Origin of the sequence: Nonomuraea ceibae (assembly GCF_019396325.1) — a bacterium.
Lineage (GTDB): Bacteria > Actinomycetota > Actinomycetes > Streptosporangiales > Streptosporangiaceae > Nonomuraea > Nonomuraea ceibae.
This window is the reverse complement of record NZ_JAHKRO010000039.1, coordinates 52,536-75,583: the sequence shown is the minus strand read 5'-3', so window position 1 is coordinate 75,583 and position 23,048 is coordinate 52,536. Positions and strand designations below refer to the sequence as shown.

20 protein-coding genes are annotated in these 23,048 nt (G+C 72.0%); 10 read left to right on the top strand and 10 right to left on the bottom strand.

Features of this window, described 5'->3' with window-relative positions; translation table 11 throughout:
- Positions 1–147: 147 nt before the first annotated feature.
- The 3 genes from KME80_RS23865 to KME80_RS23855 form a co-directional block, all read right to left on the bottom strand.
- Positions 148–1,071, bottom strand: coding sequence for a DMT family transporter (locus tag KME80_RS23865; protein ID WP_308125900.1), 924 nt, complete (start codon positions 1,069–1,071; stop codon positions 148–150).
- A 100-nt stretch (positions 1,072–1,171) separates the two neighbouring features.
- A complete protein-coding gene (locus KME80_RS23860) occupies positions 1,172–1,423 on the bottom strand; it encodes a metallothionein (RefSeq protein ID WP_219508345.1) in 252 nt (83 codons plus the stop codon).
- A gap of 72 nt (positions 1,424–1,495) precedes the next feature.
- Positions 1,496–2,608 (bottom strand): MFS transporter, encoded by a 1,113-nt coding sequence (locus KME80_RS23855; protein WP_219508344.1) that lies wholly within the window; start codon positions 2,606–2,608, stop codon positions 1,496–1,498.
- Between the two features lie 454 nt (positions 2,609–3,062).
- On the opposite strand from KME80_RS23855, the gene KME80_RS23850 reads away from it, so the two are divergent.
- Complete coding sequence (locus tag KME80_RS23850; RefSeq protein ID WP_219508351.1) at positions 3,063–3,233, top strand: hypothetical protein; 171 nt, start codon at positions 3,063–3,065, stop codon at positions 3,231–3,233.
- On the opposite strand, the gene KME80_RS23845 is transcribed toward KME80_RS23850, so the two are convergent.
- Both KME80_RS23845 and KME80_RS23840 read right to left on the bottom strand, forming a co-directional pair.
- On the bottom strand, positions 3,230–3,853 hold the full coding sequence (locus KME80_RS23845; protein ID WP_219508343.1) for a pyridoxamine 5'-phosphate oxidase family protein: 624 nt from the start codon (positions 3,851–3,853) through the stop codon (positions 3,230–3,232). The two genes, KME80_RS23850 and KME80_RS23845, sit on opposite strands and share 4 nt — an antisense overlap.
- Positions 3,854–3,901: 48 nt before the next feature.
- A complete protein-coding gene (locus KME80_RS23840; RefSeq protein ID WP_219508342.1) occupies positions 3,902–4,999 on the bottom strand; it encodes a PrsW family intramembrane metalloprotease in 1,098 nt (365 codons plus the stop codon).
- 53 nt (positions 5,000–5,052) lie between these two features.
- Between KME80_RS23840 and KME80_RS23835 the strand changes: the two genes are divergently transcribed.
- The 3 genes from KME80_RS23835 (at position 5,053) to KME80_RS23825 (ending at position 8,948) form a co-directional block, all read left to right on the top strand.
- Positions 5,053–5,448 carry an ester cyclase gene (locus KME80_RS23835; RefSeq protein ID WP_219508341.1) on the top strand — a complete coding sequence of 132 codons (396 nt, stop codon included), beginning with the start codon at positions 5,053–5,055 and terminating at the stop codon, positions 5,446–5,448.
- A 77-nt stretch (positions 5,449–5,525) separates the two neighbouring features.
- On the top strand, positions 5,526–8,096 hold the full coding sequence (locus KME80_RS23830) for a glycosyl hydrolase family 18 protein (RefSeq protein ID WP_219508340.1): 2,571 nt from the start codon (positions 5,526–5,528) through the stop codon (positions 8,094–8,096).
- Between the two features lie 69 nt (positions 8,097–8,165).
- Positions 8,166–8,948 carry a maleylpyruvate isomerase family mycothiol-dependent enzyme gene (locus tag KME80_RS23825; protein WP_219508339.1) on the top strand — a complete coding sequence of 261 codons (783 nt, stop codon included), beginning with the start codon at positions 8,166–8,168 and terminating at the stop codon, positions 8,946–8,948.
- Between the two features lie 55 nt (positions 8,949–9,003).
- On the opposite strand, the gene KME80_RS23820 is transcribed toward KME80_RS23825, so the two are convergent.
- From KME80_RS23820 to KME80_RS23805, 4 genes are all read right to left on the bottom strand, one after another.
- Positions 9,004–11,817: a vitamin B12-dependent ribonucleotide reductase gene (locus KME80_RS23820; RefSeq protein WP_219508338.1), complete on the bottom strand. Its 2,814-nt coding sequence runs from the start codon at positions 11,815–11,817 to the stop codon at positions 9,004–9,006.
- Positions 11,814–12,269 carry a transcriptional regulator NrdR gene (nrdR, locus tag KME80_RS23815; RefSeq protein WP_219508337.1) on the bottom strand — a complete coding sequence of 152 codons (456 nt, stop codon included), beginning with the start codon at positions 12,267–12,269 and terminating at the stop codon, positions 11,814–11,816. The genes KME80_RS23820 and nrdR overlap by 4 nt, the downstream gene beginning before the upstream one ends.
- Positions 12,270–12,633: 364 nt before the next feature.
- On the bottom strand, positions 12,634–12,936 hold the full coding sequence (locus KME80_RS23810) for a LysM peptidoglycan-binding domain-containing protein (RefSeq protein WP_219508336.1): 303 nt from the start codon (positions 12,934–12,936) through the stop codon (positions 12,634–12,636).
- Positions 12,937–13,289: 353 nt separating this feature from the next.
- On the bottom strand, positions 13,290–13,610 hold the full coding sequence (locus tag KME80_RS23805; protein ID WP_219508335.1) for a hypothetical protein: 321 nt from the start codon (positions 13,608–13,610) through the stop codon (positions 13,290–13,292).
- A gap of 686 nt (positions 13,611–14,296) precedes the next feature.
- Between KME80_RS23805 and lexA the strand changes: the two genes are divergently transcribed.
- The 4 genes from lexA to KME80_RS23785 all read left to right on the top strand — a co-directional run bounded on the left by lexA (position 14,297) and on the right by KME80_RS23785 (position 18,252).
- Positions 14,297–15,004 carry a transcriptional repressor LexA gene (lexA, locus tag KME80_RS23800; RefSeq protein ID WP_219508334.1) on the top strand — a complete coding sequence of 236 codons (708 nt, stop codon included), beginning with the start codon at positions 14,297–14,299 and terminating at the stop codon, positions 15,002–15,004.
- A gap of 716 nt (positions 15,005–15,720) precedes the next feature.
- Positions 15,721–16,107: a DoxX family protein gene (locus KME80_RS23795; protein ID WP_219508333.1), complete on the top strand. Its 387-nt coding sequence runs from the start codon at positions 15,721–15,723 to the stop codon at positions 16,105–16,107.
- Between the two features lie 314 nt (positions 16,108–16,421).
- Positions 16,422–17,534: a MalY/PatB family protein gene (locus tag KME80_RS23790; RefSeq protein ID WP_308125899.1), complete on the top strand. Its 1,113-nt coding sequence runs from the start codon at positions 16,422–16,424 to the stop codon at positions 17,532–17,534.
- A 40-nt stretch (positions 17,535–17,574) separates the two neighbouring features.
- Entirely contained in the window at positions 17,575–18,252 is a 678-nt protein-coding gene (locus KME80_RS23785; protein ID WP_219508332.1) for an NPCBM/NEW2 domain-containing protein, read from the top strand.
- Between the two features lie 107 nt (positions 18,253–18,359).
- Here KME80_RS23785 and KME80_RS23780 read toward each other — a convergent pair whose 3' ends face one another.
- Positions 18,360–21,515: a S41 family peptidase gene (locus KME80_RS23780; protein WP_219508331.1), complete on the bottom strand. Its 3,156-nt coding sequence runs from the start codon at positions 21,513–21,515 to the stop codon at positions 18,360–18,362.
- Between the two features lie 90 nt (positions 21,516–21,605).
- Between KME80_RS23780 and KME80_RS23775 the strand changes: the two genes are divergently transcribed.
- Together KME80_RS23775 and KME80_RS23770 are read left to right on the top strand one after the other, a co-directional pair.
- A complete protein-coding gene (locus KME80_RS23775; RefSeq protein WP_219508330.1) occupies positions 21,606–22,028 on the top strand; it encodes a hypothetical protein in 423 nt (140 codons plus the stop codon).
- A gap of 50 nt (positions 22,029–22,078) precedes the next feature.
- On the top strand, positions 22,079–23,047 hold the full coding sequence (locus KME80_RS23770; protein WP_219508329.1) for a TIGR03557 family F420-dependent LLM class oxidoreductase: 969 nt from the start codon (positions 22,079–22,081) through the stop codon (positions 23,045–23,047).
- Position 23,048: the final 1 nt, after the last annotated feature.

Genomic DNA, 23,048 nt, shown 5'->3' with positions numbered 1-23,048 from the left:
AGATCCGGAGAAGCGATCAGCTGATCGTCGATCTTCACGTACAGTGCTGTCGCGAGGGTGTTCAGTTCTGTCGTCACAAACGGATCTTGAACGCCCTCGCTTCATGTCCGCAGCCGAACAGCTGATCTCCCCCTTGGAATCAATCATCTAGGCGGCCGGCGCCGGGGCGCGCTTCTTGAGCGGCCTGATCACGCCCTGGGTGAGCGCGATGGCCGCCAGGATGATCAGCGCCCCGACCGGCTGGTTCCACGTCAGGCCCTCGTCCAGCACGAGCACGCCCGACAGCGCCGCGAACACCGGCAGCAGGTACGTGACGGTCGAGGTCGTGGTCACCCCGGCCTGCTTCTGCACCCAGTAGAGCAGCAGGTACGCCACCCCGGTGCCGAGCCCGCCGAGCGCCAGCAGGCTCCACCAGACGTCCGCGGTCACGTCGGTGTCGACCAGCGGCACCCCGGCCAGCAGCGTGATCACCCCGAGCTGCGCGGTCCCGCTGAGGAGCTGCCCGGTGGCCAGCACGACCGGCGGCTCGCTGCGCCGCCCGGTGACGAACCGCCCCAGGTACGCGCCCCCGATCCCGTAGCACAGGGCAGCGCCGAAGCAGGCGAGGCTGCCGCCGAGCTGCCCGCCGCTGATCGGCTGCCACACGCCCAGCACCACCATCACGCCCGCGAACCCGGCGCCGAGCCCGGCCATCCGCCCGGCGGTCGGCTTCTCGGCCCGCAGCAGCAGCGTGAAGGCCAGGGTGCACAGCGGCGTGGTCGCGTTCCAGATCGACGCGACGACGGAGGACACGTACTGCTCCCCGTAGGCGAACAGCGTGAACGGGAGCGTGGTCAGCACCACGGACGCGACCTGGAAGTGGCCCCACAGCCGGGGGTCGCGCGGCAACGCGCGGCGGCTGACGGCCAGCGCGGCGAGCAGCACGGCGGCGCCGACGGCCATCCGCCCGAACGACACCTGCAGCGGATGCAGCTCGGTGACGGCGACCTTGATGAAGAAGAAGCTGTTCCCCCAGACGGCCGCCAGCACCAGGAACGCCGGCAGCCACCTCCCTGCTCCGTTGCCGCGCACCCGCGCCCTCCCTGTCATCAGAACCAGGAGGAGCGTAACGACCCACACAGATCCAAAACGATAGGGATATTTCCCTATTTATGGTCGCGCCACAGCGCCCTCAGGCACTGGCGCCGGCCATGACGCGGTCGACGATGCCGCGGGTGCCTTCCTGACGGGCGCAGTGGGCGCAGCAGTACCAGTGCTCGCCGGACTGGACGCCGTGGCCGATGACCTTGGTGCCGCAGTGCTCGCAGATCGGCGCCATGGCCTGGATCGCGCACTGGAAGGAGTCGAACGTGTGCACCGCGCCCTGGGCGTGCACCTCGAAGGACATGTCGTAGTCGTTGCCGCAGTTCTCGCAGACGGCCATGGTGATCCCCCTTGATCTCGGAGCGCCGGTGGCATTCCGCGCTCAAGGGTTTCCTCTCCCCGATGCGGCGCCCTATTCAGGACCCCGGGAAGCGACGGCCAGGACGACCAGCGGCAGCGCCAGCAGCCCGATGGCCGCGAGCGCGGCGGGCAGGCCGAGCCAGGCGGCGAGCGCGGCCATGAGCAGCGGGCTGACCACGAAGCCGGTGTAGGAGATGGCCGACAGGGCGGAGACCTGCGTGCCGGTGGGGTCGCCGGCTGCGGCGCGGCTGAGCATGGCGGGCACCACCGGGCCCAGTGCCAGCCCGGTCAGCGCGAACCCCGCCAGCGACAGGGCGGGCGTCCCGGCCAGGCCCGCCAGCGCGATGCCGCCGCCTCCGCCGAGGCCCGCCACCAGGTAGAGGACGCGCTCCGGCAGGCGCGGGAGGGCGTGCACGAGGAGCCGGCCGGCGGTGAGCGCGGCCATGTAGGCGGCGGGTGCGGCGCCGGCCAGCAGCGGCGAGGCGCCCTGGTGGGTCTCCAGCAGCAGCGCCGACCACTGCTCGACGGCGTTCTCGACGGCGAGCACCCCGGCCGCGAGCACGCCGAGCACGACCGCCGCCGTCCAGCGCCGCCGGTGCCCGTCGCCGCCGGAGGGGGCCGGGCCGCGGCCGGGCGGCAGGGCGAGCGCCGTCGCCGCCGCGGCCAGCATGATCGCGGCGGCGGTCACCAGCACCGCCGTCGTCCCGGCGCCGAGGTCGCGGGCCAGGCCGGTGGCGGGCGCGGCGACGATGACCGCGACGGGGAAGGCGGCGTGCACCGGCTGGAAGAGCCCGCGCCCGCTCTCGCGCTCGGCCCGGCCGGTGGCCAGGTTGAGCGCGATGTCCAGCGCGCCGCTCGTCGCGCCGACCGCGAGCAGCGCCGCCGCGAGCTGGGCGGGCGTGTCGACCCGGCCGACGGCCAGCACGCTCAGCGCGAACAGGGCCGAGCACAGCGCCAGCGCGCCCCGCTCGCGCCCCCGGGCCAGCCGCCCGGCCAGCGCCATCGCCGGGATCGCGCCCACCGGCGTGGCCGCCAGCGCCAGCCCGAGGCCGGCCGTGGACGTGCCGAGGTGCTCCTTGACCGCGGGCAGCAGCGCCGACCAGGACCCCCAGAAGACGCCCCAGGCCGCGCACACGCCGACGAGCGGCGGGAGCGGATTTCTCATCCCCTGGATTGTCACATCCGGCCGCCCGGAACCGTCATCGTGCACGAACCCGCCCGATTCCGGAGGTGTGCGCTGACCCAGCGGCCCTCTCCGCCTGCGCGCCGCCCGGCAGCCCCCTAGAAAGGGGCGCGGACCCGCAAATGCCTTGAGCGGCCCCGCAAGCGGGCGCTAGGTTGTCGGCAACCACCCGTCAAGCGGCACGGCGCACACTCGCGCTGTGACCACCGGGGAAGGGGCCGACGATGCGACGAGTGCGGATCAGCAAGCCGGCGAGCAGCCGGCGCCCGGACCAGAACACGGATCAGAACGCGGACCAGAACACGGACCAGAACACGGACGCCGACCTGCGGACTCCGTCAGGCCGCCGACTTCCCTACTGACACACCGCTTACACCCGTCTTACAGAGGTATCTGTAGATAACATAGGTAACAAGAACATCACGGGGGGCTCACGTTGAAGAGGCTAGTGGCAGTGCCGCCGCGCGTCGCCAGGCACAAGATCCGCGACATCGGCTCGGCAGGCCGCCGCCATGTCCAGGGACGCGATCCCAAGGTCGTCGACCTGCGCGCCTACACGGGCCGCAACGTGATCCGCTTCCCCGGCGGCCCGGCTCCGGCCGCCTAGCCGTAGAGCTTCTTGGTGTAGGAGGCCTCCGCGTAGTAGGACTCCAGCTCGGCCAGCGACTCCTGCGTCACCTGCACCTCCTTGACGAGGGCGGCGTGGGAGGGCAGCGGGTCGGGGCCCCACTGCTCGGGCTTCCACAGGGCGCTGCGCATGAGCGCCTTGGCGCAGTGGAAGAAGATCTGCTCGATCTCCACGACGAGCGCCAGCTTCGGCCGGTGTCCCTTGACGATCATCTCGTCGAAGAACGGCGCCTCGCGGATCAGCCGGGCCCGGCCGTTGACGCGCAGCGTCTCGTTGCGGCCCGGCAGGAAGAAGATCAGCCCGGCGTGCGGGTTGGACAGGATGTTGCGGAACCCGTCGGCCCTGCGGTTGCCGGGGCGATCGGGGATGGCGATCGTGCTGTCGTCGATCACGTACGTGAATCCGGCGGGGTCGCCCTTGGGCGAGACGTCGCAGTTGCCGTCGGCGTCGGAGGTGGCGATCAGGCAGAACGGTGAGGCCGCCAGCCACTGGCGGTCACGTTCGTGCAGGCGGGTGCGCTCCTTGGTGGCCGCTCGCGGCATCACCTCGCCCAGCAGCTCGCGCAGCTCGTCCTCGGACCGGATCTCCGCCCAGCTCATCTGTTCTCCCTTCGGGGGCCGGCGACCATTGTCGCAGGGCCCCTCACATCACCAGCGGCGGGCCGCCGCCATCGCGTTGAGCAGCGGGTCGCGCTCGGCGGCGAACCGGTCGGGCGGCAGGTGCTCCCGTTCGGCGCGCAGGTGGAGCATGACGAGCTCGGTGGCCGCCTGCTGGTAGTCGCTCATCGCGCGGCCGAGCCCGGCGGCCCTGGCCTGGCGGCGGGCGGTCCGGCGGGCCGGGATGCTGGTCAGCATGCGGATGTCGGCGTCGGCGACCAGCCCGGTCCGCTCGTAGCCGGGCAGGTAGGCGCCCATCCGGGCGACCAGGTGGCGGCGCTCGCGCGCGGTGATCCCGATCAGCGCGACGAGCGCCACCATGATCACCAGGTACGCGCCGCCGAGCCAGGCGAGTGAGCCCGTGACGGCCGCGCTGTTCCAGAGCCCGTGCAGGAAGACCGCGCCGAGGTAGCCGAGCGGGATCGCGGCGTAGCGGGCGGCGTTGCGCCGGGTCAGCGCGTACGCGACCCCGACCCCGATGAGCGAGGTGTAGATGGGGTGCCCGAGGGGGTCGATCAGCCCGCGGATCACGAAGAGCTGGAGGGCCGCGCCGACGCCCTCCTCGCCGAACGCCGTCAGGTAGTAGCCGACGTTCTCCACGGCGGCGAATCCGAGTCCGGCCATGGACGCGTACACGATGCCGTCGGTCAGCCCGTCGATCTCCCGGCGGCGGCGCAGGAGCAGCACCAGCGCCGCGCCCTTGAGCGCCTCCTCGATCACCGGCGCGAGGAAGACGGCGCCCATCGCGTCGACGGTCTGCGTGCCGTAGCCGGCGCGGGCGAACAGCGCCTGCCCGGCCACGGTGAGCGCGATCGCGATCACCACGGCCACGCCGGCGCCCCAGGCGAAGGCGAAGGCGAGGTGGAGCTTGGGCTCGGGCTCCAGCCGGTCGAGGGAGAGCACGGCCGCCAGCAGCACGGGCAGCGGCGCCACGGCCAGCACGGCCGACAGGCCGAACCCGGCGGGACCGCCGGCCACCAGCAGCACCACGAGCACGCCGAGCGCCAGCAGGCTGGAGATCACCAGGGCGATGATCAAGGCTTTGCTGGGACGCTGGGCGAGCATGACGGAGCGTGTCGGAACGGTCATGCACCCACTATGGCGGGCCCGGTTGCCGTTCACTTGCGGGGTAGTGAGTGGTCATGAGGATGTTGTACGAGCGTTGGCTGCTGGAGATGTGGAACGGCGATTTCGAGCTCGCCCACGAGCTGGTCACCCCGGACTTCGCCGGGCACTGGCCGGGCCGGGAGGTGCGCGGCCCGGCGGAGCTGGTGGAGGTGCTGCGACAGGGGCACGAGCCGTTCGGCGACGTGTCCGTCACGCTCGACGTGGGGCCGGTGGTGGACGGCGACCTGGTGGCGGCCAGGTGGACGTTCGCCGGCTCCTACCGGGGCGGCATGCCGGGCGCGTCGGCGGCGCCGGGCACCCGGATCGCCTTCAGCGGCCACGATCTCCTGCGGGCCGAGGGCGGCCGGTTCGCCGAATACTGGATCATCTCCGACGTCCAGACTTTCGCCAGGCTGCTCGGCATGGGCTGACCCCTTGCCAGACGGGTCAGAGAGGCTTACGATCCGCGTAATTGTTAGGAAACTTTCCTTAAAGAAGGGTTCCGTACGTGCGCCGATTAGCCGCCCCCCTGATCGCCGTGCTCGTGATCGTCGCCCTGTGCGCTCTTCCCGCGCAGGCAGCGAGCCGCCTCGTCGCCGTCTTCTCCCTCTCCGGCACCACCGGGACGTTCGTCGTCAGCAACCCCGGCACGACCTCCGTCACCGGCTGGTCGATCGTCTTCGACCTGCCCGCCGGGGTCACCGCGAGCAGCCCCCAGAACGCCACCCTCCGCCAGACCGGCACGAAGGTGACGCTCACCCCCGCCTACTACATCAACACCATCCAGCCGGGCCGCAACACCGAGCCGTTCAGCCCCAAGTTCTCGCTGAGCGCGGCCGCCCAGCCCGCCAACTGCACGATCAACCGGGCCAACTGCGACGGCACCGGTGAGGAACCGCCCGCCCCGCCGCCGGTCAGCGCCACGTACGAGGTCACCGGCAGCTCGGCCAAGTTCGTCGTCGCCAACAACGGCACCGCCGCGCTGAACGGCTGGTCCATCGTCTTCGACCTGCCCGAGGGCGTCACCGCGAGCAACGCGCAGAACGGCTCGCTCAGCCAGACCGGCCGCACGGTGACCCTCACCCCCGCCCACTACAACACCAACGTCGCGGCGGGCGGCACCACCGAGCCCTACAGCCCGGCCTTCACCGTCAGCAGGTCAGGCGCCGAGCCGACGAGCTGCCGCATCAACGACGTGAACTGCGACGGCACCCCCGACGCGCCGCCCGGCGCGCCCGGCAACCTGCGCTCCCCGGTCAAGACGACCAAGACCGTCTCCCTGGCCTGGGACGCCGCCACCCCCGGCAGCCTGCCGATCACCGGGTACGAGGTCTACAACGGCACGGAGCGGGCCACCACGGTCACCGGCACCACCGCGACCATCACCGGCCTGACCCCCAACACCTCCTACACGTTCACCGTCAAGGCCAAGGACCGCAAGGGCACGCTCTCGCCGGCCTCCTCGCCGGTGACCGTGCGGACCAACAACCCGGCGGACGACACCCAGGCGCCCACCGCCCCGGGCAACCTCCGCAGCACCGGCAAGACCTCCTCCAGCGTCACGCTCGCCTGGAACGCCGCCACGGACAACTCCGGCGTGGCCAGCTACGAGGTCTACACCGGCACCACCCTGGCGACCACCGTCACCGGGACCACCGCGACGGTCTCCGGGCTGTCGCCGTCCACCAAGTACACGTTCACGGTCAAGGCCAGGGACCTGTACGACAACATGTCGCCGGCCAGCGCCGCCGTCGAGGTGACCACCGCGGACATCGTCGAGAACGGGCACGCCCGCGTCGGCTACTTCGTCCAGTGGGGCATCTACGGCCGCCAGTACTTCGTGCGCAACCTCGACACGAGCGGGGCCGCGGCCAAGCTCACCCACATCAACTACGCCTTCGCCAACATCGACCCGGTCAACCTGACCTGTCTGCAGGGCGTCACCAAGGGCACCACGCAGAACCCGCAGGACCCCAACCAGGGTGACGGCGCCGGTGACGCCGAGGCCGACTACGGCAGGCCGTTCAGCTCGGCGCAGTCGGTGGACGGGGTGGCCGACACCGGCTGGGAGAAGCTGCGCGGCAACTTCAACCAGCTCAAGAAGCTCAAGGCCAAGCACCCGCACCTGAAGGTGCTCATCTCGCTGGGCGGGTGGACGTACTCGAAGTACTTCTCCGACGTCGCGGCCACGGACGCGGCGCGCAAGAAGTTCGTCTCGTCCTGCATCGACATCTACATCAAGGGCAACCTGCCCGTGTACAACGCGGCGGGCGGTCCGGGGACCGGGGCCGGCATCTTCGACGGCATCGACCTCGACTGGGAGTGGCCGGGCGCCGAGGGGCACCCGGGCAACCACATCAGCCCGCAGGACAAGGAGAACAACACGCTGCTGATCGCCGAGTTCAGGCGGCAGCTCGACGCGCTCACCCAGACCACGGGCAAGCGTTACGACCTGACGGCCTTCACCCCGGCGGACCCGGTCAAGATCGAGGCCGGCTGGGACCTCCCCGAAGTCGCGAAATATCTGGACATCTTCAACGTCCAGGGCTACGACTTCCACGGGGCCGGCAGCGACAACTCCTGGGAGCCGAACCGAACCGGCCACCAGGGCAACCTCTACCTCGACGCCGACAGCCCGTACAACCCGGACTTCAGCGTGGAGAAGGCCGTCGACGTCTACCTGGACGCGGGGGTCAACCCGAGGAAGATCACCATCGGGCTCGCCTACTACGGCCGCGGCTGGCAGCAGGTCGCCGACGGCGGCAAGTCCGGCGAGTGGCAGTCGGCCGTCGGGGCCGCTCCCGGCCAGTTCCAGGAGGAGGCCGGCACCCGCGGCTACAGCAACCTGCTCGCCTCGGTGCCCGGCTGCACGGTCAGGCACGACGAGGCCGCGGTCGCCACCTACTGCTACACCGGCAACAACGGGCAGTGGTGGAGCTTCGACGACGTCTGGTCGATCCAGAAGAAGACCGCCTGGCTCAAGAGCAAGGGCCTGCTCGGCGCAATGGTGTGGGAGATGTCGGGCGACACCGCCTCCGGCACCCTCACCAACGCGCTGGACGCCGGCCTGCGCCAGTAGAAGCGTGCCGGTGGCGGGTGAATTCCGGGCACCCGCCACCGGCCGTCCGCTCGTGCGAGAGTCGGAGGCATGGACCACCTCGCGCACTTCCGCAAGGAGACCACCGCCTTCGCCGCCGCCGCCCGCTCAGCCGGTGCCGCCCTGGTGCGGACCTGCCCCGGCTGGGCGGTGGCCGACCTCGTCCGGCACCTGGGCGGCGTGCACCGCCACGTCGCCCACCTGATCGCGAACCGGCTCACCGAGCCGCCGGCCTCGCCCGGCCCGGCCGTCCTCGCCCTGCCCGCCGACACCACCGGCTGGCCCAGGCCCGGCCACACCCCCACGACCGGCCCGCTGCCGGACAGCATGGTCACCTGGTTCGCCGAGGGCGCCGCCGCCCTGGCCGAGGAGTTCGCGAGCGCCGGGCCCGGCACCCGGGTGTGGACGTGGTCGCAGGACCAGAGCGTCGGCTTCTGGATCCGCATGCAGGCCATCGAGGCCGCCGTCCACCGCTGGGACGCCGAGGACGCCGCCGCCCCCGCTGCGGCCCGGCCCGTGGACGGCTCGCTGGCGGCCGACGCGATCGGCCAGACCTTCGAGGTCATGGCCCCGCTGCGCCGGGCGATGGCGCAGGCCCCGCCGGGCACGGGCGAGACGTACGCCTTCCGCCGCGGCGACGGGCCCGGCACGTGGACGGTCCGCTTCGACGGCGACGACGTGCGCCTCACCGAGGGGCCCGCCGACGTGGAGCTCACCGGCACGGCCTCGGACCTGATGCTCTGGCTGTGGCAGCGCGTCAGCGCCGACCGGCTCGCGGTGCGCGGCGACCGGGCCCTGCTCGAGCGCTACTTCACCCTCGTCCCGCCGCTCTGAGCGCCCGCGCCCGCATGGGCCGGGGACCCGGGCGCGCCCGGATCCCCGGATGTCGTCAGCTGCAGCCGCTGGTGGAGCCGCAGCCCTCGCAGACGTAGCAGCTGCCCGCCGGGCGCATCTTGGTGCCGCACGTCATGCAGAGCGGGGCGTCGGCCGTGAAGCGCTGGTGGCTCTCCAGCGTCAGCTCCTTGGACGGCTCCGGCTTCGGCTTCTCCTCGATGGGCGCCGACTGGGCCAGCGCCTCGCGGTCGACCGTCTCCTGCAGCGCCGCCGGGTCCTCGCCACGCTGCTGCGCCGCCCGCTCGGCCGCCGAGAAGATGCCCAGCGCCGCCCGCTCCTCGTAGGGCAGGTGGTCGAGCGCCAGGCGGCGGAAGATGTAGTCCATCACCGACGTGGCCATCCGGATGTCCGGGTCGTCCGTCATGCCCGCCGGCTCGAACCGCATGTTGACGAACTTGCTCATGTACGTCTCCAGCGGCACCCCGTACTGGAGACCGATGGAGATCGCCACCGAGAAGGCGTCCATGACGCCCGCCAGCGTGGAGCCCTGCTTGGACATCTTGAGGAAGACCTCGCCCAGCCCGTCGTCCGGGTAGGACGAAGCGGTCATGTAGCCCTTGGCGCCGCCGACCGTGAAGCGGGTCGTGGTGCTCGGCCGCTGGTTGGGCATCCGGCGCCGGGTCGGCCGGTTGACCTCGATGACCTTGACCTCGGGCTCGGCGTCCGGCTTGGCCTCGTCCTTCTTGGTGCCGCCGGCCGACAGCGGCTGGCCGACCTTGCAGTTGTCGCGGTAGACGGCCAGGGCCTTGAGACCGAGCCGCCAGCCCTCCATGTAGACCTGCTCGATGTCGTCGATCGAGGCCGACTCGGGCAGGTTGACGGTCTTGGAGATGGCGCCCGACAGGAACGGCTGCGTGGCGGCCATCATCCGCACGTGGCCCATGGGCGCGATCGCCCGCTCGCCCATCGCGCAGTCGAACACCTCGTAGTGCTCGTGCCGCAGACCGGGGGCGTCGACGACGTGGCCGTGCTCGGCGATGTACTCGACGATGGCCTCGATCTGCTCCTGCTGGTAGCCGAGCTGCCGCAGCGCACGCGGGATCGTCTGGTTGACGATCTGCATGGAGCCGCCGCCGACCAGCTTCTTGAACTTGACCAGCGCCAGGTCCGGCTCGATGCCGGTGGTGTCGCAGTCCATCATCAGGCCGATGGTGCCCGTCGGGGCCAGCAGGCTGGCCTGGGCGTTGCGGTAGCCGTTCTTCTCGCCGACCTTGAGGCACTCCGACCACTGGCGGGTCGCCTCGGCGTGGATCTTGGCGTCCATCGAGCCGATCGTGCGCAGCCCGTCGTTGGCGGAGGCGTGCTTGCGCATCACGCGCTTGTGCGGCTCGGCGTTGCGGGCGTAGCCGTCGTACGCGCCCACGACCCCGGCCAGCTCGGCGCTGCGGCGGTAGGACACGCCGGTCATCAGCGACGTGATCGCCCCGGCCACCGCCCGGCCGCCGTCGGAGTCGTACGCGTGGCCGGTCGCCATCAGCAGCGCGCCCAGGTTGGCGTAGCCGATGCCGAGCTGGCGGTAGGCGCGGGTGGTCTCGCCGATCTTCTCCGTCGGGAAGTCGGCGAAGCAGATCGAGATGTCCATCGCGGTGATGATCAGCTCGGTCAGCTTGACGAAGTTCGCGACGTCGAAGGAGTTGTCGTCCTTCAGGAACTTCAGCAGGTTGATGCTGGCCAGGTTGCAGGAGGAGTTGTCCAGGTGGACGTACTCGCTGCACGGGTTGGAGGCGGTGATGCGACCGGTCTCGGGGGTGGTGTGCCAGTCGTTGATCGTGTCGTCGTACTGCACGCCCGGGTCGGCGCACTCCCACGCGGCCTTGGCCATCTTGCGGAACAGGTCGCGGGCGTCGACGGTCTCGATCACCTCGCCGCTGAGGCGGGCGCGCAGCCCGAACTCGCCGCCCTTCTCCACCGCGCGCATGAACTCGTCGGAGACGCGCACCGAGTTGTTGGCGTTCTGGTACTGGACGGAGACGATGTCCTTGCCGCCCAGGTCCATGTCGAACCCGGCGTCGCGCAGCGCGCGGACCTTGTCCTCCTCGCGCGCCTTGGTCTCGATGAACTCCTCGATGTCGGGGTGGTCCACGTCGAGCACGACCATCTTGGCGGCCCGGCGGGTGGCGCCGCCGGACTTGATCGTGCCGGCGCTCGCGTCGGCGCCGCGCATGAACGACACGGGGCCGCTGGCGGTGCCGCCGCTGGAGAGCAGCTCCTTGGACGAGCGGATGCGCGACAGGTTGACGCCCGATCCGGAACCGCCCTTGAAGATCACGCCCTCTTCCTTGTACCACTCCAGGATCGACTCCATCTGGTCGTCCACGGAGAGGATGAAGCACGCCGACACCTGCTGCGGCGACTGGGTGCCCACGTTGAACCAGACCGGCGAGTTGAAGGCGAACACCTGGTGGATCAGGGCGTGCTTCAGCTCGTGGTCGAAGATCTCGGCGTCCTCGTCGGTGGCGAAGTAGCCGTGCTCGACGCCCGTGCGCGTGTAGACGCCCACGACGCGGTCCACGAGCTGGCGCAGGCTGAACTCGCGCTGCGGGGTGCCGACGGCGCCGCGGAAGTACTTGGTCGTCACGATGTTGGCGGCGTTGACCGACCAGAACTCGGGGAACTCGACTCCCCGCTGCTCGAAGTTGACCGAGCCGTCGCGCCAGTTGGTCATGACGACGTCACGGCGCTCCCACGTCACGTCGTCGTACGGATGCACGCCGGGCTTGGTGAAGATCCGCTTCATCTTCAGGCCCTTGCGCGGGCGCTTTCCACCGTTTCCTCCGCGCGTGACTGAACCGCTGGCCGTCTCCGTCATGACTCCCCCTTCTCCGCCTTCAACTGAGAGATCTCGGCTTCGAAGTCCGCCAGGCTTTCGAAACCGCGATATACCGATGCGAAACGCAAATAGGCCACCTCGTCGAGCGCGCGCAGCGGCCCGAGGATCGCCAGCCCCACCTCGTTGGAGGGGATCTCCGCCGCACCCTTGGCGCGGATGGCCTCCTCCACGCTCTGGCCGAGCTGGGCCAGCGAGTCCTCGCTCACCGGCCTGCCCTGGCAGGCCCGCCGCACGCCCGCGACGACCTTGTCCCTGGAGAAGGGCTCGGTCACCCCGCTGCGTTTGCTCACCATGAGGAGTACGGTCTCCTGGGTGGTGAAGCGTCGCCCGCAGTCGGGGCACGTGCGACGGCGTCTGATCGCCGCGCCGTCCTCCGTGGAGCGGCTGTCGATGACCCTCGTGTCGGGGTGGCGACAGAACGGACAATGCACGCGCGTACGCCTCCTCGGACCCCGGGTCACCACATGCGCCGAACCCGCGCCCCGGTACGCTCGCGCACACTCCACGGCTGTCCGTGGAGCGGTCGCGTAAACACAAGGTGTGGTGAACTACATCGGTGTAACTACTAGATGTTGTGGTCCAACCGTAGAAGCGCGCGACCATGAACGCAAGTTGAGCGACCCCCCGCCGCGGAAGTCGCTGATCAGGCGCGGCACTGCTGCCCTCCCCGGGCGTGTCGCCCCGGCGGTGTCACATCCGTCACCGCAGCGGTCCCCTGTCACGCCGTTTGCGCCCCCGCTCGCGCGTGAACCAGCGTCACACCGCTTCCCCCGTGTGACGCTCTCGCCCCTCAGTTCACGGCGACGCCGGCACGTACAACTTGGTGCCCGTCCGGATGAGCGAATCGGGCAACCCGTTGAGCCGCCGGATCTCCGCCACGATCGCCATCGGGTCCTCGCCCTCCCCGGCCATGGCATCGGCGATCGTCCAGATCGTGTCGCCACGCTGCACCTCGATCCACGGCGCGCCGACCTGGGCCGGGGTCGCGGGCTCGGCCTCCGCCATGCTCGCCGCTCGCGTCCCCAGCCAGAACCCGGCCAGCGACAGCAGCGCCACCCCCATCACCAGCACCGCCCTCCCCCGCCGCGTCAACCGCACCGGCACCCTCTCCCCCTGCCGCGCCGCCTTGCTTCCAGGCCGCACCGCCTTGCCTCCCGGCCGCGCCGCCTTGCCTCCCTGTCGCGCCGAAGCCTTGTCCTCGCACTGCGCCGGAGCCTTGAGTCCCCGCCGCGCCGGCGCCTCGCCTCCCCACCACGCCGAAGCTTTGCCCCCTCGCCTCACCTGCACCCTGCGCCCTCGCCGCCCCGGAGCCGTGTCCCCCTGCCGCCCCGGCACGCCCTTCTCCCCGGAGCGCCACGCCGCCCCCTCCGCCCAGCGTCGCGCGGCGCCCTTGCCCGAGCTCTGCACGAGCACCATGCCCGGCCGCCCCGGGGACGCCGCGCCCTCCGACTTCACGAGCCGCACCGGTGCACCGCCGCGCCGCCGCGCCGCCCGTACGCCTCCTCGAACCCGCCGACCCTCTCGGCCCGTACGGTCCGTCCCGTCGGCCCCCACCTCGGCCCGGGGCGGCGGCACCAGCCACAACCGAGGCCGCTCCCCAGCACCCCCGCCCGCACCAGGCTCACCCGCGCCCCGTCGCGGCGCGCCGGGGTCGCCCACGCCACGTCCCCCCGCGCCAGGCCCGCCCACGTCGGCCGGTCCACCCGTGCCCTGTCTCGCCACATCAGGCCCATTCGCGCCACGACCCGCCACTCCAGGGTCGCCCGCGCCACGACCCTCCGCGCCAGGCCCGCCCGCGCCTCGTCCCTCCGCGCCAGGCCCGCCCGTGCCCCGTCCCGCCGCGCCGGGGTCTCCTACGCCACGCCCCCGCGCTTGCCCACGCTCCCCCATGCCACGACTCCCTGCCGATCCGCGCTCCCCAGCGCCACCACCCGCGGAGCCGGTCACGCCACGGCTCCCCGAACCTCCCGCCGAAAGGCCGGCGCGCCGAATGCCCTTCCCGTCCCCGTATGACCGTCCAGCGCCTCCCCCGCGAGTTCTCGAACGCCCGCTCACCTTCCCCCTCGCCCGTCCCCCGGCCTCCCCGCCCCCTGCCTCCGCGTCGCCGCCCCTGGATTCCCCGTGCGCCCGGGCGGGGCGTCTGTCCTGGGTGGCGTCGGCGATGAGGGTGAGATGATTGACGTCGTCGCTGGTCGCGTCTGTGATTGTGGTCGTTCGCACGATTGACCTCCCGCCGTCGCGGCCCGCGAAACGGGCCACATAAAGATCGGCATATCGAACACGATGTCGATCGAACTCCCGTACGATGTTGTACACCACGCCGCGACCGATTTCGAGGAAGACTCGAACAATTGTTTGAAGATGATCTTCAAGAGCGATACGGTCGCTGTGTGCGACATCAAGACCACGGACCGGGAGGGGCGCCGGTAAGGCGGCCCGCCGGGCGAGGAGGCAGAGCATGAGCGAGCGGGACGACACAAACGGGGTCACCGACCTCGCGGTGCGCCGACGTGACTCCCTGGGGCTGACCCCGAGGCAGCGCAAGATCCTTGAGGTGATCCGCGACTCGGTGCAGCAGCGCGGCTATCCGCCGTCCATGCGCGAGATCGGCGAAGCCGTGCAGTTGACGAGCACGTCCAGCGTGTCGCACCAGTTGACCGCCCTGCAGCGCAAGGGCTATCTGCGGCGTGACCCACACCGCCCGCGCGCGCTTGAGGTCCGCCTGCCGGGCGAGCCGGTGCTCTGGGTCGACCCCGACGCCTCCAACGACGAGTCGCCCGTCAGCCGGCCCACCGCCGCCTACGTCCCGCTCGTGGGCCGCATCGCCGCCGGTGGCCCAATCCTCGCCGAGGAGAGCGTCGAGGACGTCTTCGCGCTGCCCAAGCAGCTTGTCGGCGAGGGCACGCTGTTCCTCCTCCAGGTCGCCGGTGACTCGATGATCGACGCCGCCATCGCCGACGGCGACTGGGTCGTGGTCCGCCAGCAGCCGGTCGCCGAGAGCGGCGACATCGTGGCCGCCATGATCGAGGGCGAGGCCACGGTCAAGACGTTCAAGCGCAAGGACGGCCACGTCTGGCTGGTGCCGCACAACCCCAACTACGAGCCCATCCCGGGCGACGAGGCCAGCGTCCTGGGCAAGGTCGTAGCGGTCCTGCGCCGCCTCTGACCTTCGACGCCGGCCCGGGCCCCCACCCTCTTGCCCGAGCCGGTCGCCACGAGCCCCCTCCCGGCGTGCCCGCGGATGCCCCCTCCTGCATCCGCGGCACGCACGCTTTTCCGCTGCCTCCTGTACGCCCCGGCTCACCCTGGCCCCACCTACCGACGACGGCGCCAGCCGGGCCACAGCTGCGGCCCAGGTGCGGCCCAGGCCCGCCCCGGCCCTTCGCCCGCGGCCCCCGTCCCAGTCGCCGCCCCAGCCCCCGGTCCCGGCCTCAGTCGACGCCCGCCCCCAGGCGCGGCCCCGGCCCAAGGCGCGGCCCCGGCCTCAGTCGCCGCCCCGGGGTCCCCGCCGCAGGCCCAGCCCCAGCCGCCGCCGCAGGCCCAGTCCGGCCGCCGCACGTGCCACTGCCGCACGCACCCCATGCTGCACGCTGCCGCCGCCGCACGGTGCCCCTGCCGACCCTCACGCCCTCCCCCTCACGCGCTCTCTCCTCGTGCCCTCTCTCCTCCGATTCCCCGGCCTGTGCTCCAGCCTGAAGTCCGGCGGGAGATGAGCGTGGTCCTCGTACTAGGGGGCACCTCGCGGCTGCCTGTGCCCATCCCTGTGCGGCTTCTCTCGTTCGGACCGGCGGGCGTGTGCTCGGGGGTGGTGCATCTAGGTGCACCCTGGTCCGGTAGGCAGGGCGATTCCGCGTCCCACAGGGGCTTCGTAGCGTCGGTTGCATGGACAAGAGCAAGGTGGGCGGGTTCGCTCTGTGGGTGCTGCAGGTGGTCGCGGCGGGCTGGTTCGTGATGGGGGCGTTGGCGAAGTTCGCCGGGGCGGAGCCTGCGGCGTCGACGTTCGAGGCGATCGGCTGGGGGGACTGGTTCCGGCAGCTGGTCGGGGTGCTGGAGGTGGCGGGGGCCGTGGCGCTGCTGGTGCCGGCGCTGGCGGGGCTCGCGGGGCTGGCGTTCGTGGGGCTGATGGCGGGGGCCGTCGTGACGGAGGCGTTCGTGTCCGGGGGCAGTGTGGTGCTGCCGTTGGCGCTCCTCGTGGTGAGTGGAGTGATCGCGTGGGGGCGGCGGCGGAGTACGGCGCGGCTGCTGCGCCGTCTCACCTCGGCGACGTGAAAGCCGCCGCGCGCCGTAGAGGCCGCTGGGGGCGGTCAAGGCCGCTGGGGGTGCTCAAGGCTGCTGGGGGCGGTGAAGGGCGCTGGGTGAAGTAGCCCCTGGTCCGCCGCTGGGCGAGGTGGAGGCCTCTGGGCGAGGGGAAGGCCGAGGCGGCCGCCCTTGGCGACGTGAGGCGCGAGAAGGCCGGTCGGCCTGAGGGGACGGACCGGCTCGATGGACGGACCGGCTCAGTGGGCGGACCGGCTCGGTGGGCGGACCGGCTCGGTGGACGGACCAGCCCGGCGGACGAATCCGGATGTTTCTACACTGATCGGGTGAGCAACGCATTCGTGGGCAAGGACTTCAAGGCATCCAATGACGGACTGAAGTGGGCGAAGGCCGCCCCGGGGGTGATTCCCGCCTGGGTGGCCGACATGGACTTCCGCACGGCCCCGGCGGTGCGTGAGGCGCTGCGGCGGCGGGCCGACGGGGACCTGGGCTACCCGGTGTGGCTGGACAGCCCGCAGTGCGAGCCGCTGGCGGAGGCGTTCGCGGAGCGGATGGCCGCGCGGTTCGGCTGGGCGGCGGACGCGGGGTCGGTGCGCACGTACTCCGACCTGAACCAGGCCCTGCAGGTGCTCCTGCACGTCTGCACCGAGCGGGGCGACGCGGTGGCGCTGCACACTCCGGCCTATCACCCGTTCCTGGGCACGCTGGAGTCGATGGGCCGGCCGCTGCGGCCGGTGCCGATGGTGGCGGACGGGGATTCGTGGCGGTTCGAGGTGCCGGATCTGGCGGGATGCCGGGTGCTGCTGCTGGTCAATCCGCACAATCCGACCGGCAGGGTGTTCACCCGGGCGGAGCTGGAGGAGCTGGCGGAGCACGCGGAGCGGCACGACCTGCTGGTGATCTCGGACGAGATCCACGCCGACCTGGTGTACGAACCGCACCGGCACATCCCGTTCGCGACGATCCTGCCGAACCGTACGGTGACGCTGACGTCGGCCACGAAGGCGTTCAACCTGGGCGGGATCCGCTGCTCGGTGGCGCACGTGGGCGCGCCGGCGGCGCGTAAGGCGCTGGACGCGCAGCCGGAGTTCGTGTTCGGGTCGCCGAGCGTGTTCGGCGTGGAGGCGACGGTCGCGGCGTGGAGGCACGGCGACGCGTGGCTGGAGGAGACGCGGGCGCTGCTGGACCACAACCGGCACCTGATCGCGTCCGGCCTGCCGGAGGGCGTCACGTACCGGGTGCCGGAGGCCACCTATCTGGCGTGGCTGGGTTACGACCGGCCGGGGATGGCGGAGGTGCTGGAGCGGGAGGCCCGGGTGCTGCTGAGTGACGGGACGGCGTTCGGGCCGGGCGGGGAGACGTTCGTCCGGCTGAACTTCGCGACCGGCCGGCCCGTTCTGGAGGAGATCCTGCGTAGGATCGGCTCGGTGACGGTATGATCGTCATTCCTCACTCCGCGTAACCCCCAGCCGAGGATGAATGACGACAGAGCCACGCGACGACGACGACCCCGCGGTCAAAGCCGCGCGCGAGGGGCGCAACGGGCAGATCCTGGCCGCGGTGATCACCGCGTTGGCGGGCGTGGTCGTGGCCTACATGACCTACCTGGCCGGTAAGGACGAGGGGGCCAGCCAGGCGGCGCAGGTGACGCCGTCGCCGGCGGCCACGGTGACGATCACCGCGACGGCGACCATCACGGAGCCGGCGGGCACGTCGCCGGAGCCGGGCCGGTCGGCGCTCACGGAGGGCGCCCTCCTCTTGTCGAGCCTGACCCCGACCGAGTCCGCGCCGATCAAGGGCACGCAGCGGATCGGCGGGCACACCTACCGGCACAGCCTCGGCTTCGCGACCGACTGCGGGACGAACATGGCGACGACGGTCTTCCCGCTCGGCAAGGGCTACCAGCGGTTCGAGGCCACGGTGGGGCTCGCCGAGGCCGAGGACAGTGAGCAGGCGGTGACGTTCACGGTCTTCGCCGACCGGGACGAGGACGGCCAGCCCGACTCCGACGAGGAGGTCGGCTCGGTCGCCGCCCAGCTCAAGCGGCCGGCGACGATGGACGTGACCCTCGACGGGGCGAGCGTCGTGATCCTGCGGACGGAGGCCGAGACCTGCTTCACCTCGACCGCCGTGTGGGGCGACCCTCGGGTGTCGTGAGGGCCGCCGTGTGGGGCGACCCTCGCGTGTCGTGAGGGCCGCCGGGCAGGGCGACCGTCGGGCGTCGTCGTGAAACCGGCCGTACGGGGCGCCCCGCATGCCTCGGGTCAGGGCAGAGGCGGCAGGTCCGGGGCGGTGGCCGCCGGGGTCTCCTCCAGCGCGGCGAGCGCGAGCTCGACGGCCTTCTCCAGTTGCGGGTCGCGCCCGGCGACGCGGTCCTGCGGGGTGATGACGACCTCGATGTCGGGGTCGACGCCGTGGTTCTCCACCCCCCACCCGGGCCCTTCGAGCCAGAACGAGTAGCGCGGCTGCGTGACGGCGGTGCCGTCGACCAGCGAGTAGCGGGAGTCGATGCCGATCACGCCGCCCCAGGTGCGGACGCCGACGAGCGGGCCGATGGCGCGGTTCTTGATCCCGGCGCTGACGATGTCGCCGTCGGATCCGGCGTACTCGTCGGTGACGGCGACGACGGGGCCGCGCGGCGAGTCCTCGGGGTAGCGCATCGGCTGGTTGCCGCGCACCTGGATCCAGCCGGTGACCCGGCGTGACAGCTTCTCCAGCACGAGCTCGGAGACGTGCCCGCCGCCGTTCTCGCGCACGTCCACGACCAAACCCTCGCGGGCCATCTCCGTACGCAGGTCGCGGTGGAACTGCGCCCACCCGGCGGCGACCATGTCGGGCACGTGCAGGTAGCCGAGCCGGCCGCCGGACGCCTCGCGGACGTAGGCGCGCCGGTTCTCCACCCAGTCGTGGTAGCGCAGCCGGAGCTCGTCGGCGATGGGCGTCACCACGACCTTGCGCGGCTCGCCGCCGGTGCCGGCCCGTACGGTGAGCTCGACGGGGTGGCCCGCCGTGCCCGCGAGCAGGGGCAGCGGGCCGCGCGCCGGGTCGACGGGCCGGCCGTTGACGGCGACGATCGCGTCACCGGCGCGGACGGCGACGCCGGGCGCGAGCAGCGGCGAGCGGGCGTCGTGGTCGGAGGTCTCGCCCGGCAGGATGCGGGCGACGCGCCAGGTGCCGTCGTCGTCGCGGGACAGGTCGGCGCCGAGCAGGCCCTGGCGGCGGCGCGGGTCGACGGGGGCGCCGTTGGCGATGGCGTAGGCGTGGGAGGTGCCGAGCTCGCCCTGCACCTCCCAGAGCAGGTCGACCAGCTCGGAGTGGGAGCCGATCCGCTCGACCAGCGGCTCGTAGCGGTCGAGCACGGCCTGCCAGTCGACGCCGTTCATGTCGGCGCGCCAGAAGTGGTCGCGCATGAGCCGCCCGGCCTCGCGGTAGCCCTGCCGCCATTCGGCGACGGGGTCGAGCTGGACGGAGATCCGGTCGAGGTCGATGGTGACGACGTCGTCGCCGTCTCCGGCCGGGCGGGTCTGGAGGCCGTTCTTGCCGTTGAGGACGAGGCGGGTACCGTCGCCGCTCACCTCGAAGGCGCGGATCTCCTTGCCGAGCTCGGACTTGGCGCGCTTGGCCAGGTCGTAGCGCTCCAGGACGACCTCGCCGGTCTGCTCGGTGCCGTCGCCGAGCTGACCGGACAGCGGGTGGCGCAGCCAGAGCAGCGCGTCCTTGGCGGTGCGCAGGTTGCTGTAGCGGGCGGCGGGCACCGGGACGGGCACGACGCGGGAGGCGAGCCCTTCGGGGTCGACCTCGGTGCGCGGCGGTGTGTCGTCCTTGTCCTTCTTCTTCTCCTCCGGCGTGGGGTGGTCGTCCTCGCCGTTGAAGCCGCGCCCCTGGAGGCTCGGGTCGAACGGGGAGGGCGTGCCAGCGCGCAGCGGCACCAGGTACGGCCGGCAGCCGGCGGGGAACGACAGGTCGAAGACGTGCGCGTCGTAGACCGGGTCGAAGGTGCGTACCGACAGGAACGCCAGGTGCTTGCCGTCCTTGGTGAAGACGGGGTCGTAGTCGGCGAAGCGGAGCGGCGTGACCTCGATGACGGAGGTGCCGTCGAGGCGGCCCATCTTGATCTGCGAGAGCGGGTTGTGGTGCGGGTGCACCCAGGCGAGCCAGGCGGAGTCGGGCGAGAACGTCAGCCCGCTGATGTCGCCGTAGCCGGTGCGGTCGAGCTCGCGCAGGTCGCCGGTCTCCAGGTCGGCGACGAGGAGCCGGCCGTCGTGGGTGGCGACGGCGGCGTGCTTGCCGTCGGGGGCGGCCTCCAGTTCGAGGACGCGGCCGAGCTCGCCGGCGGCCAGGGTGCGGATCTCGCCGCCGGGCGTGCCGATCTCCAGGCCGTCCTCGCCGGTGGCGTCGGAGACCCAGATCGCGCGGCCGTCGGAGCCGAGGGCGCGCGGCAGGCGGACGCGGACGCCGGGCTCGACGCGCAGCGCGCCGGCCGGGCCGTCGCGGTGGGTGAGCCAGTGGGCGGTGCCGCGGATCTCGACGGCGCTCGCGCGTCCGGACGTGTCGGGCGAGAAGCCGCCGACGCGGGCGGGCGCGGGCCGCCGGGCGCGCGCCGGCCGGGGGCCGCCGAGGCGGATGTCGAGCGGGTACGGCTCGGCGTCCAGGCTTTCCAGCAGCCACAGGTCTCCGGCGTGGGAGTAGACGACGCGCTCGCCGTCGGTGGCGGCGTGGCGGGCGTAGAACGCGTCGTGTGAGCTGTGGCGGCGCAGGTCGGAGCCGTCGGGCAGGGCGGAGTAGAGGTTGCCGGTGCCGTCGGTGTCGGCGAGGAAGGCGATGCGGTCGCCGATCCACATGGCGGCCCAGTGCTGGGCGGCGCTGTCGGCGAACAGCCGGGTGAACTCGCCGGTGCCGTCGGCGTCGATCCAGATCTTGCCCGCGGTGCCGCCCCGGTAGCGCTTCCAGGCGGACGGCTCGCGCCACATCGGCGACACGGTGACCACGCGGTCGCCGCTGGTGGACAGGTCGCTCACCCAGCCGTACGGCAGGCGGGTGGCGGGGCCGCCGTCGAGCGGGATCTCGTACGCCCACGTCCTGTTGCGCCCGCCCTGGCCGGTGGCGCTGATCGCGCGGGGCCTGCCGTCGTCGCTCCAGCCGCGCGCCTGCGTGGAGGCGGAGCCCCAGTGGGTGAGCCGCTCGCCCTCGCCGCCGTCGAGCTCGGCCGCGAACACCTCGGGGGCGCCTTCGCGGGTGCTGGTCCAGGCGATGCGGCTGCCGTCGGGGGAGAAACGCGGGGCCGAGACGGGGGTCCGGTCGGCGGTGAACCGCCAGGCCCGGCCGCCGGTCACGGGGGCGAGCCAGACATCGTCGTCGGCGACGAAGGTGACGAGGTCACCGTTTAGGTGCGGGAATCTCAGGTAAGCGCCAGTTGTCACAGCTGAACACTAATGCGCAGCCCATCGAACCGTAGAGGATAATTTCCGCGCTCAGCGGACAGCCGCGCACGTCAGGGGCAGGAGCACGGCATGAGACTCTGCGCACGCGCTCACCAGATGCCGCCCAGGATCGCCGCCGGGGCGATCATCCTGAACTCCGGCCTGTCCAAGGCGCACGCCGACGAACAGACCGCCGCCGGGGTGCACGGGATGGCGACCGTCCCGTATCCGTTCCTGGGCAAGCTGGAGCCGCAGCGGTTCGTCAAGCTGCTGTCGAAGGCCGAGATCGTGCTCGGCGCCGCCCTGCTGCTGCCCGTGGTGCCGTCGCTGCTGGCCGGGGTGGCGCTGACCGGGTTCGCGGGCGGGCTGATCGGGCTCTACCTGAAGACGCCGGGCCTGCGCCAGGAGGGCAGCCTGCGCCCGTCGCAGGAGGGCATCGGCATCGTCAAGGACATCTGGCTGCTGGGCATCGGGCTCGGCCTGGTGGTGGAGGAGCTGGCGGACCATCATTGATCTCCACCGGCCGGTAACTAGCCTGTACGAAGCCGGGTAGTCCGGACATCATGGCAGAATTCGGCTACACCCTGATGTGCGAGCAGACGCCCGCCCGGCAGCTCGTCGACTCCGCCGCCCGGGCCGAGCAGGCGGGCTTCGACTACGCGGTCATCTCCGACCACTACTTCCCGTGGGTCGAGGAGATGGGCCATTCACCGTACGCCTGGTCGGTGCTCGGCGCCGCGGCCCAGGCCACCGCCCGGCTGCCGCTCATGACGTACGTGACCTGCCCGATCATGCGTTACCACCCGGCGGTGGTGGCGCAGAAGGCGGCCACGATGGGCGTGCTGAGCGGCGGCCGGTTCACGCTCGGCCTCGGCGCGGGCGAGAACCTCAACGAGCACGTCATCGGCGAGGGCTGGCCGTCCGCCGACGTGCGCCACCGCATGCTGCGTGAGGCCGTGCAGATCATCCGCGAGCTGTTCGGCGGCGGCTACGTCACCTACCAGGGCGAGTTCTACGACGTCGACTCGGCCAAGCTGTACGACCTGCCCGAGGAGCCGGTGCCGATCGCGATCGCCGCCTCGGGCTCCAGCTCGGCGCGGCTCGCCGCCGAGTACGGGGACATCCTGGTCATCAACGACCCGATGCCCGAGGTGGTCAGCGCGTTCGCCGACGCCGGAGGCTCGGGCAAGCCGGTGTACGGGCAGCTCGCGCTCTCCTACGACACCGACGCCGAGGCGGCCAAGGAACGCGCGCACCGGCTGTGGCGCTGGTCGGGCGTCGGCGGCTGGAAGGTCATGGCCGAGCTGCCCGGCCCGGTCAACTTCGCGGCCGCCGCCTCGACCGTACGCCCCGACGACGTCGCGCAGAGCGTGCCGTGCGGCAACGACGTGGACGCGGTCGTGGAGGCGGTGCGCGCCTATCTCGACGGCGGCTACACCCACGTCGCGCTCGTGCAGATCGGCGCCGACCAGCAGGAGCCCTTCTTCGCCTGGGCGGAGAAGGACCTCCTGCCGGCCCTGCGCCGGCTGTGAG

What these genes read in the sequence shown, in the direction of transcription:
- KME80_RS23860 (WP_219508345.1), bottom strand. Translation starts at nt 1,423, where the DNA reads ATGGCCGTCTGCGAGAACTGCGGCAACGACTACGACATGTCCTTCGAG.
- KME80_RS23855 (WP_219508344.1), bottom strand. Translation starts at nt 2,608, where the DNA reads ATGAGAAATCCGCTCCCGCCGCTCGTCGGCGTGTGCGCGGCCTGGGGC.
- KME80_RS23845 (WP_219508343.1), bottom strand. Translation starts at nt 3,853, where the DNA reads ATGAGCTGGGCGGAGATCCGGTCCGAGGACGAGCTGCGCGAGCTGCTG.
- KME80_RS23840 (WP_219508342.1), bottom strand. Translation starts at nt 4,999, where the DNA reads ATGACCGTTCCGACACGCTCCGTCATGCTCGCCCAGCGTCCCAGCAAA.
- KME80_RS23835 (WP_219508341.1), top strand. Translation starts at nt 5,053, where the DNA reads ATGAGGATGTTGTACGAGCGTTGGCTGCTGGAGATGTGGAACGGCGAT.
- KME80_RS23825 (WP_219508339.1), top strand. Translation starts at nt 8,166, where the DNA reads ATGGACCACCTCGCGCACTTCCGCAAGGAGACCACCGCCTTCGCCGCC.
- KME80_RS23820 (WP_219508338.1), bottom strand. Translation starts at nt 11,817, where the DNA reads ATGACGGAGACGGCCAGCGGTTCAGTCACGCGCGGAGGAAACGGTGGA.
- lexA (WP_219508334.1), top strand. Translation starts at nt 14,297, where the DNA reads ATGAGCGAGCGGGACGACACAAACGGGGTCACCGACCTCGCGGTGCGC.
- KME80_RS23795 (WP_219508333.1), top strand. Translation starts at nt 15,721, where the DNA reads ATGGACAAGAGCAAGGTGGGCGGGTTCGCTCTGTGGGTGCTGCAGGTG.
- KME80_RS23785 (WP_219508332.1), top strand. Translation starts at nt 17,575, where the DNA reads ATGACGACAGAGCCACGCGACGACGACGACCCCGCGGTCAAAGCCGCG.
- KME80_RS23775 (WP_219508330.1), top strand. Translation starts at nt 21,606, where the DNA reads ATGAGACTCTGCGCACGCGCTCACCAGATGCCGCCCAGGATCGCCGCC.
- KME80_RS23770 (WP_219508329.1), top strand. Translation starts at nt 22,079, where the DNA reads ATGGCAGAATTCGGCTACACCCTGATGTGCGAGCAGACGCCCGCCCGG.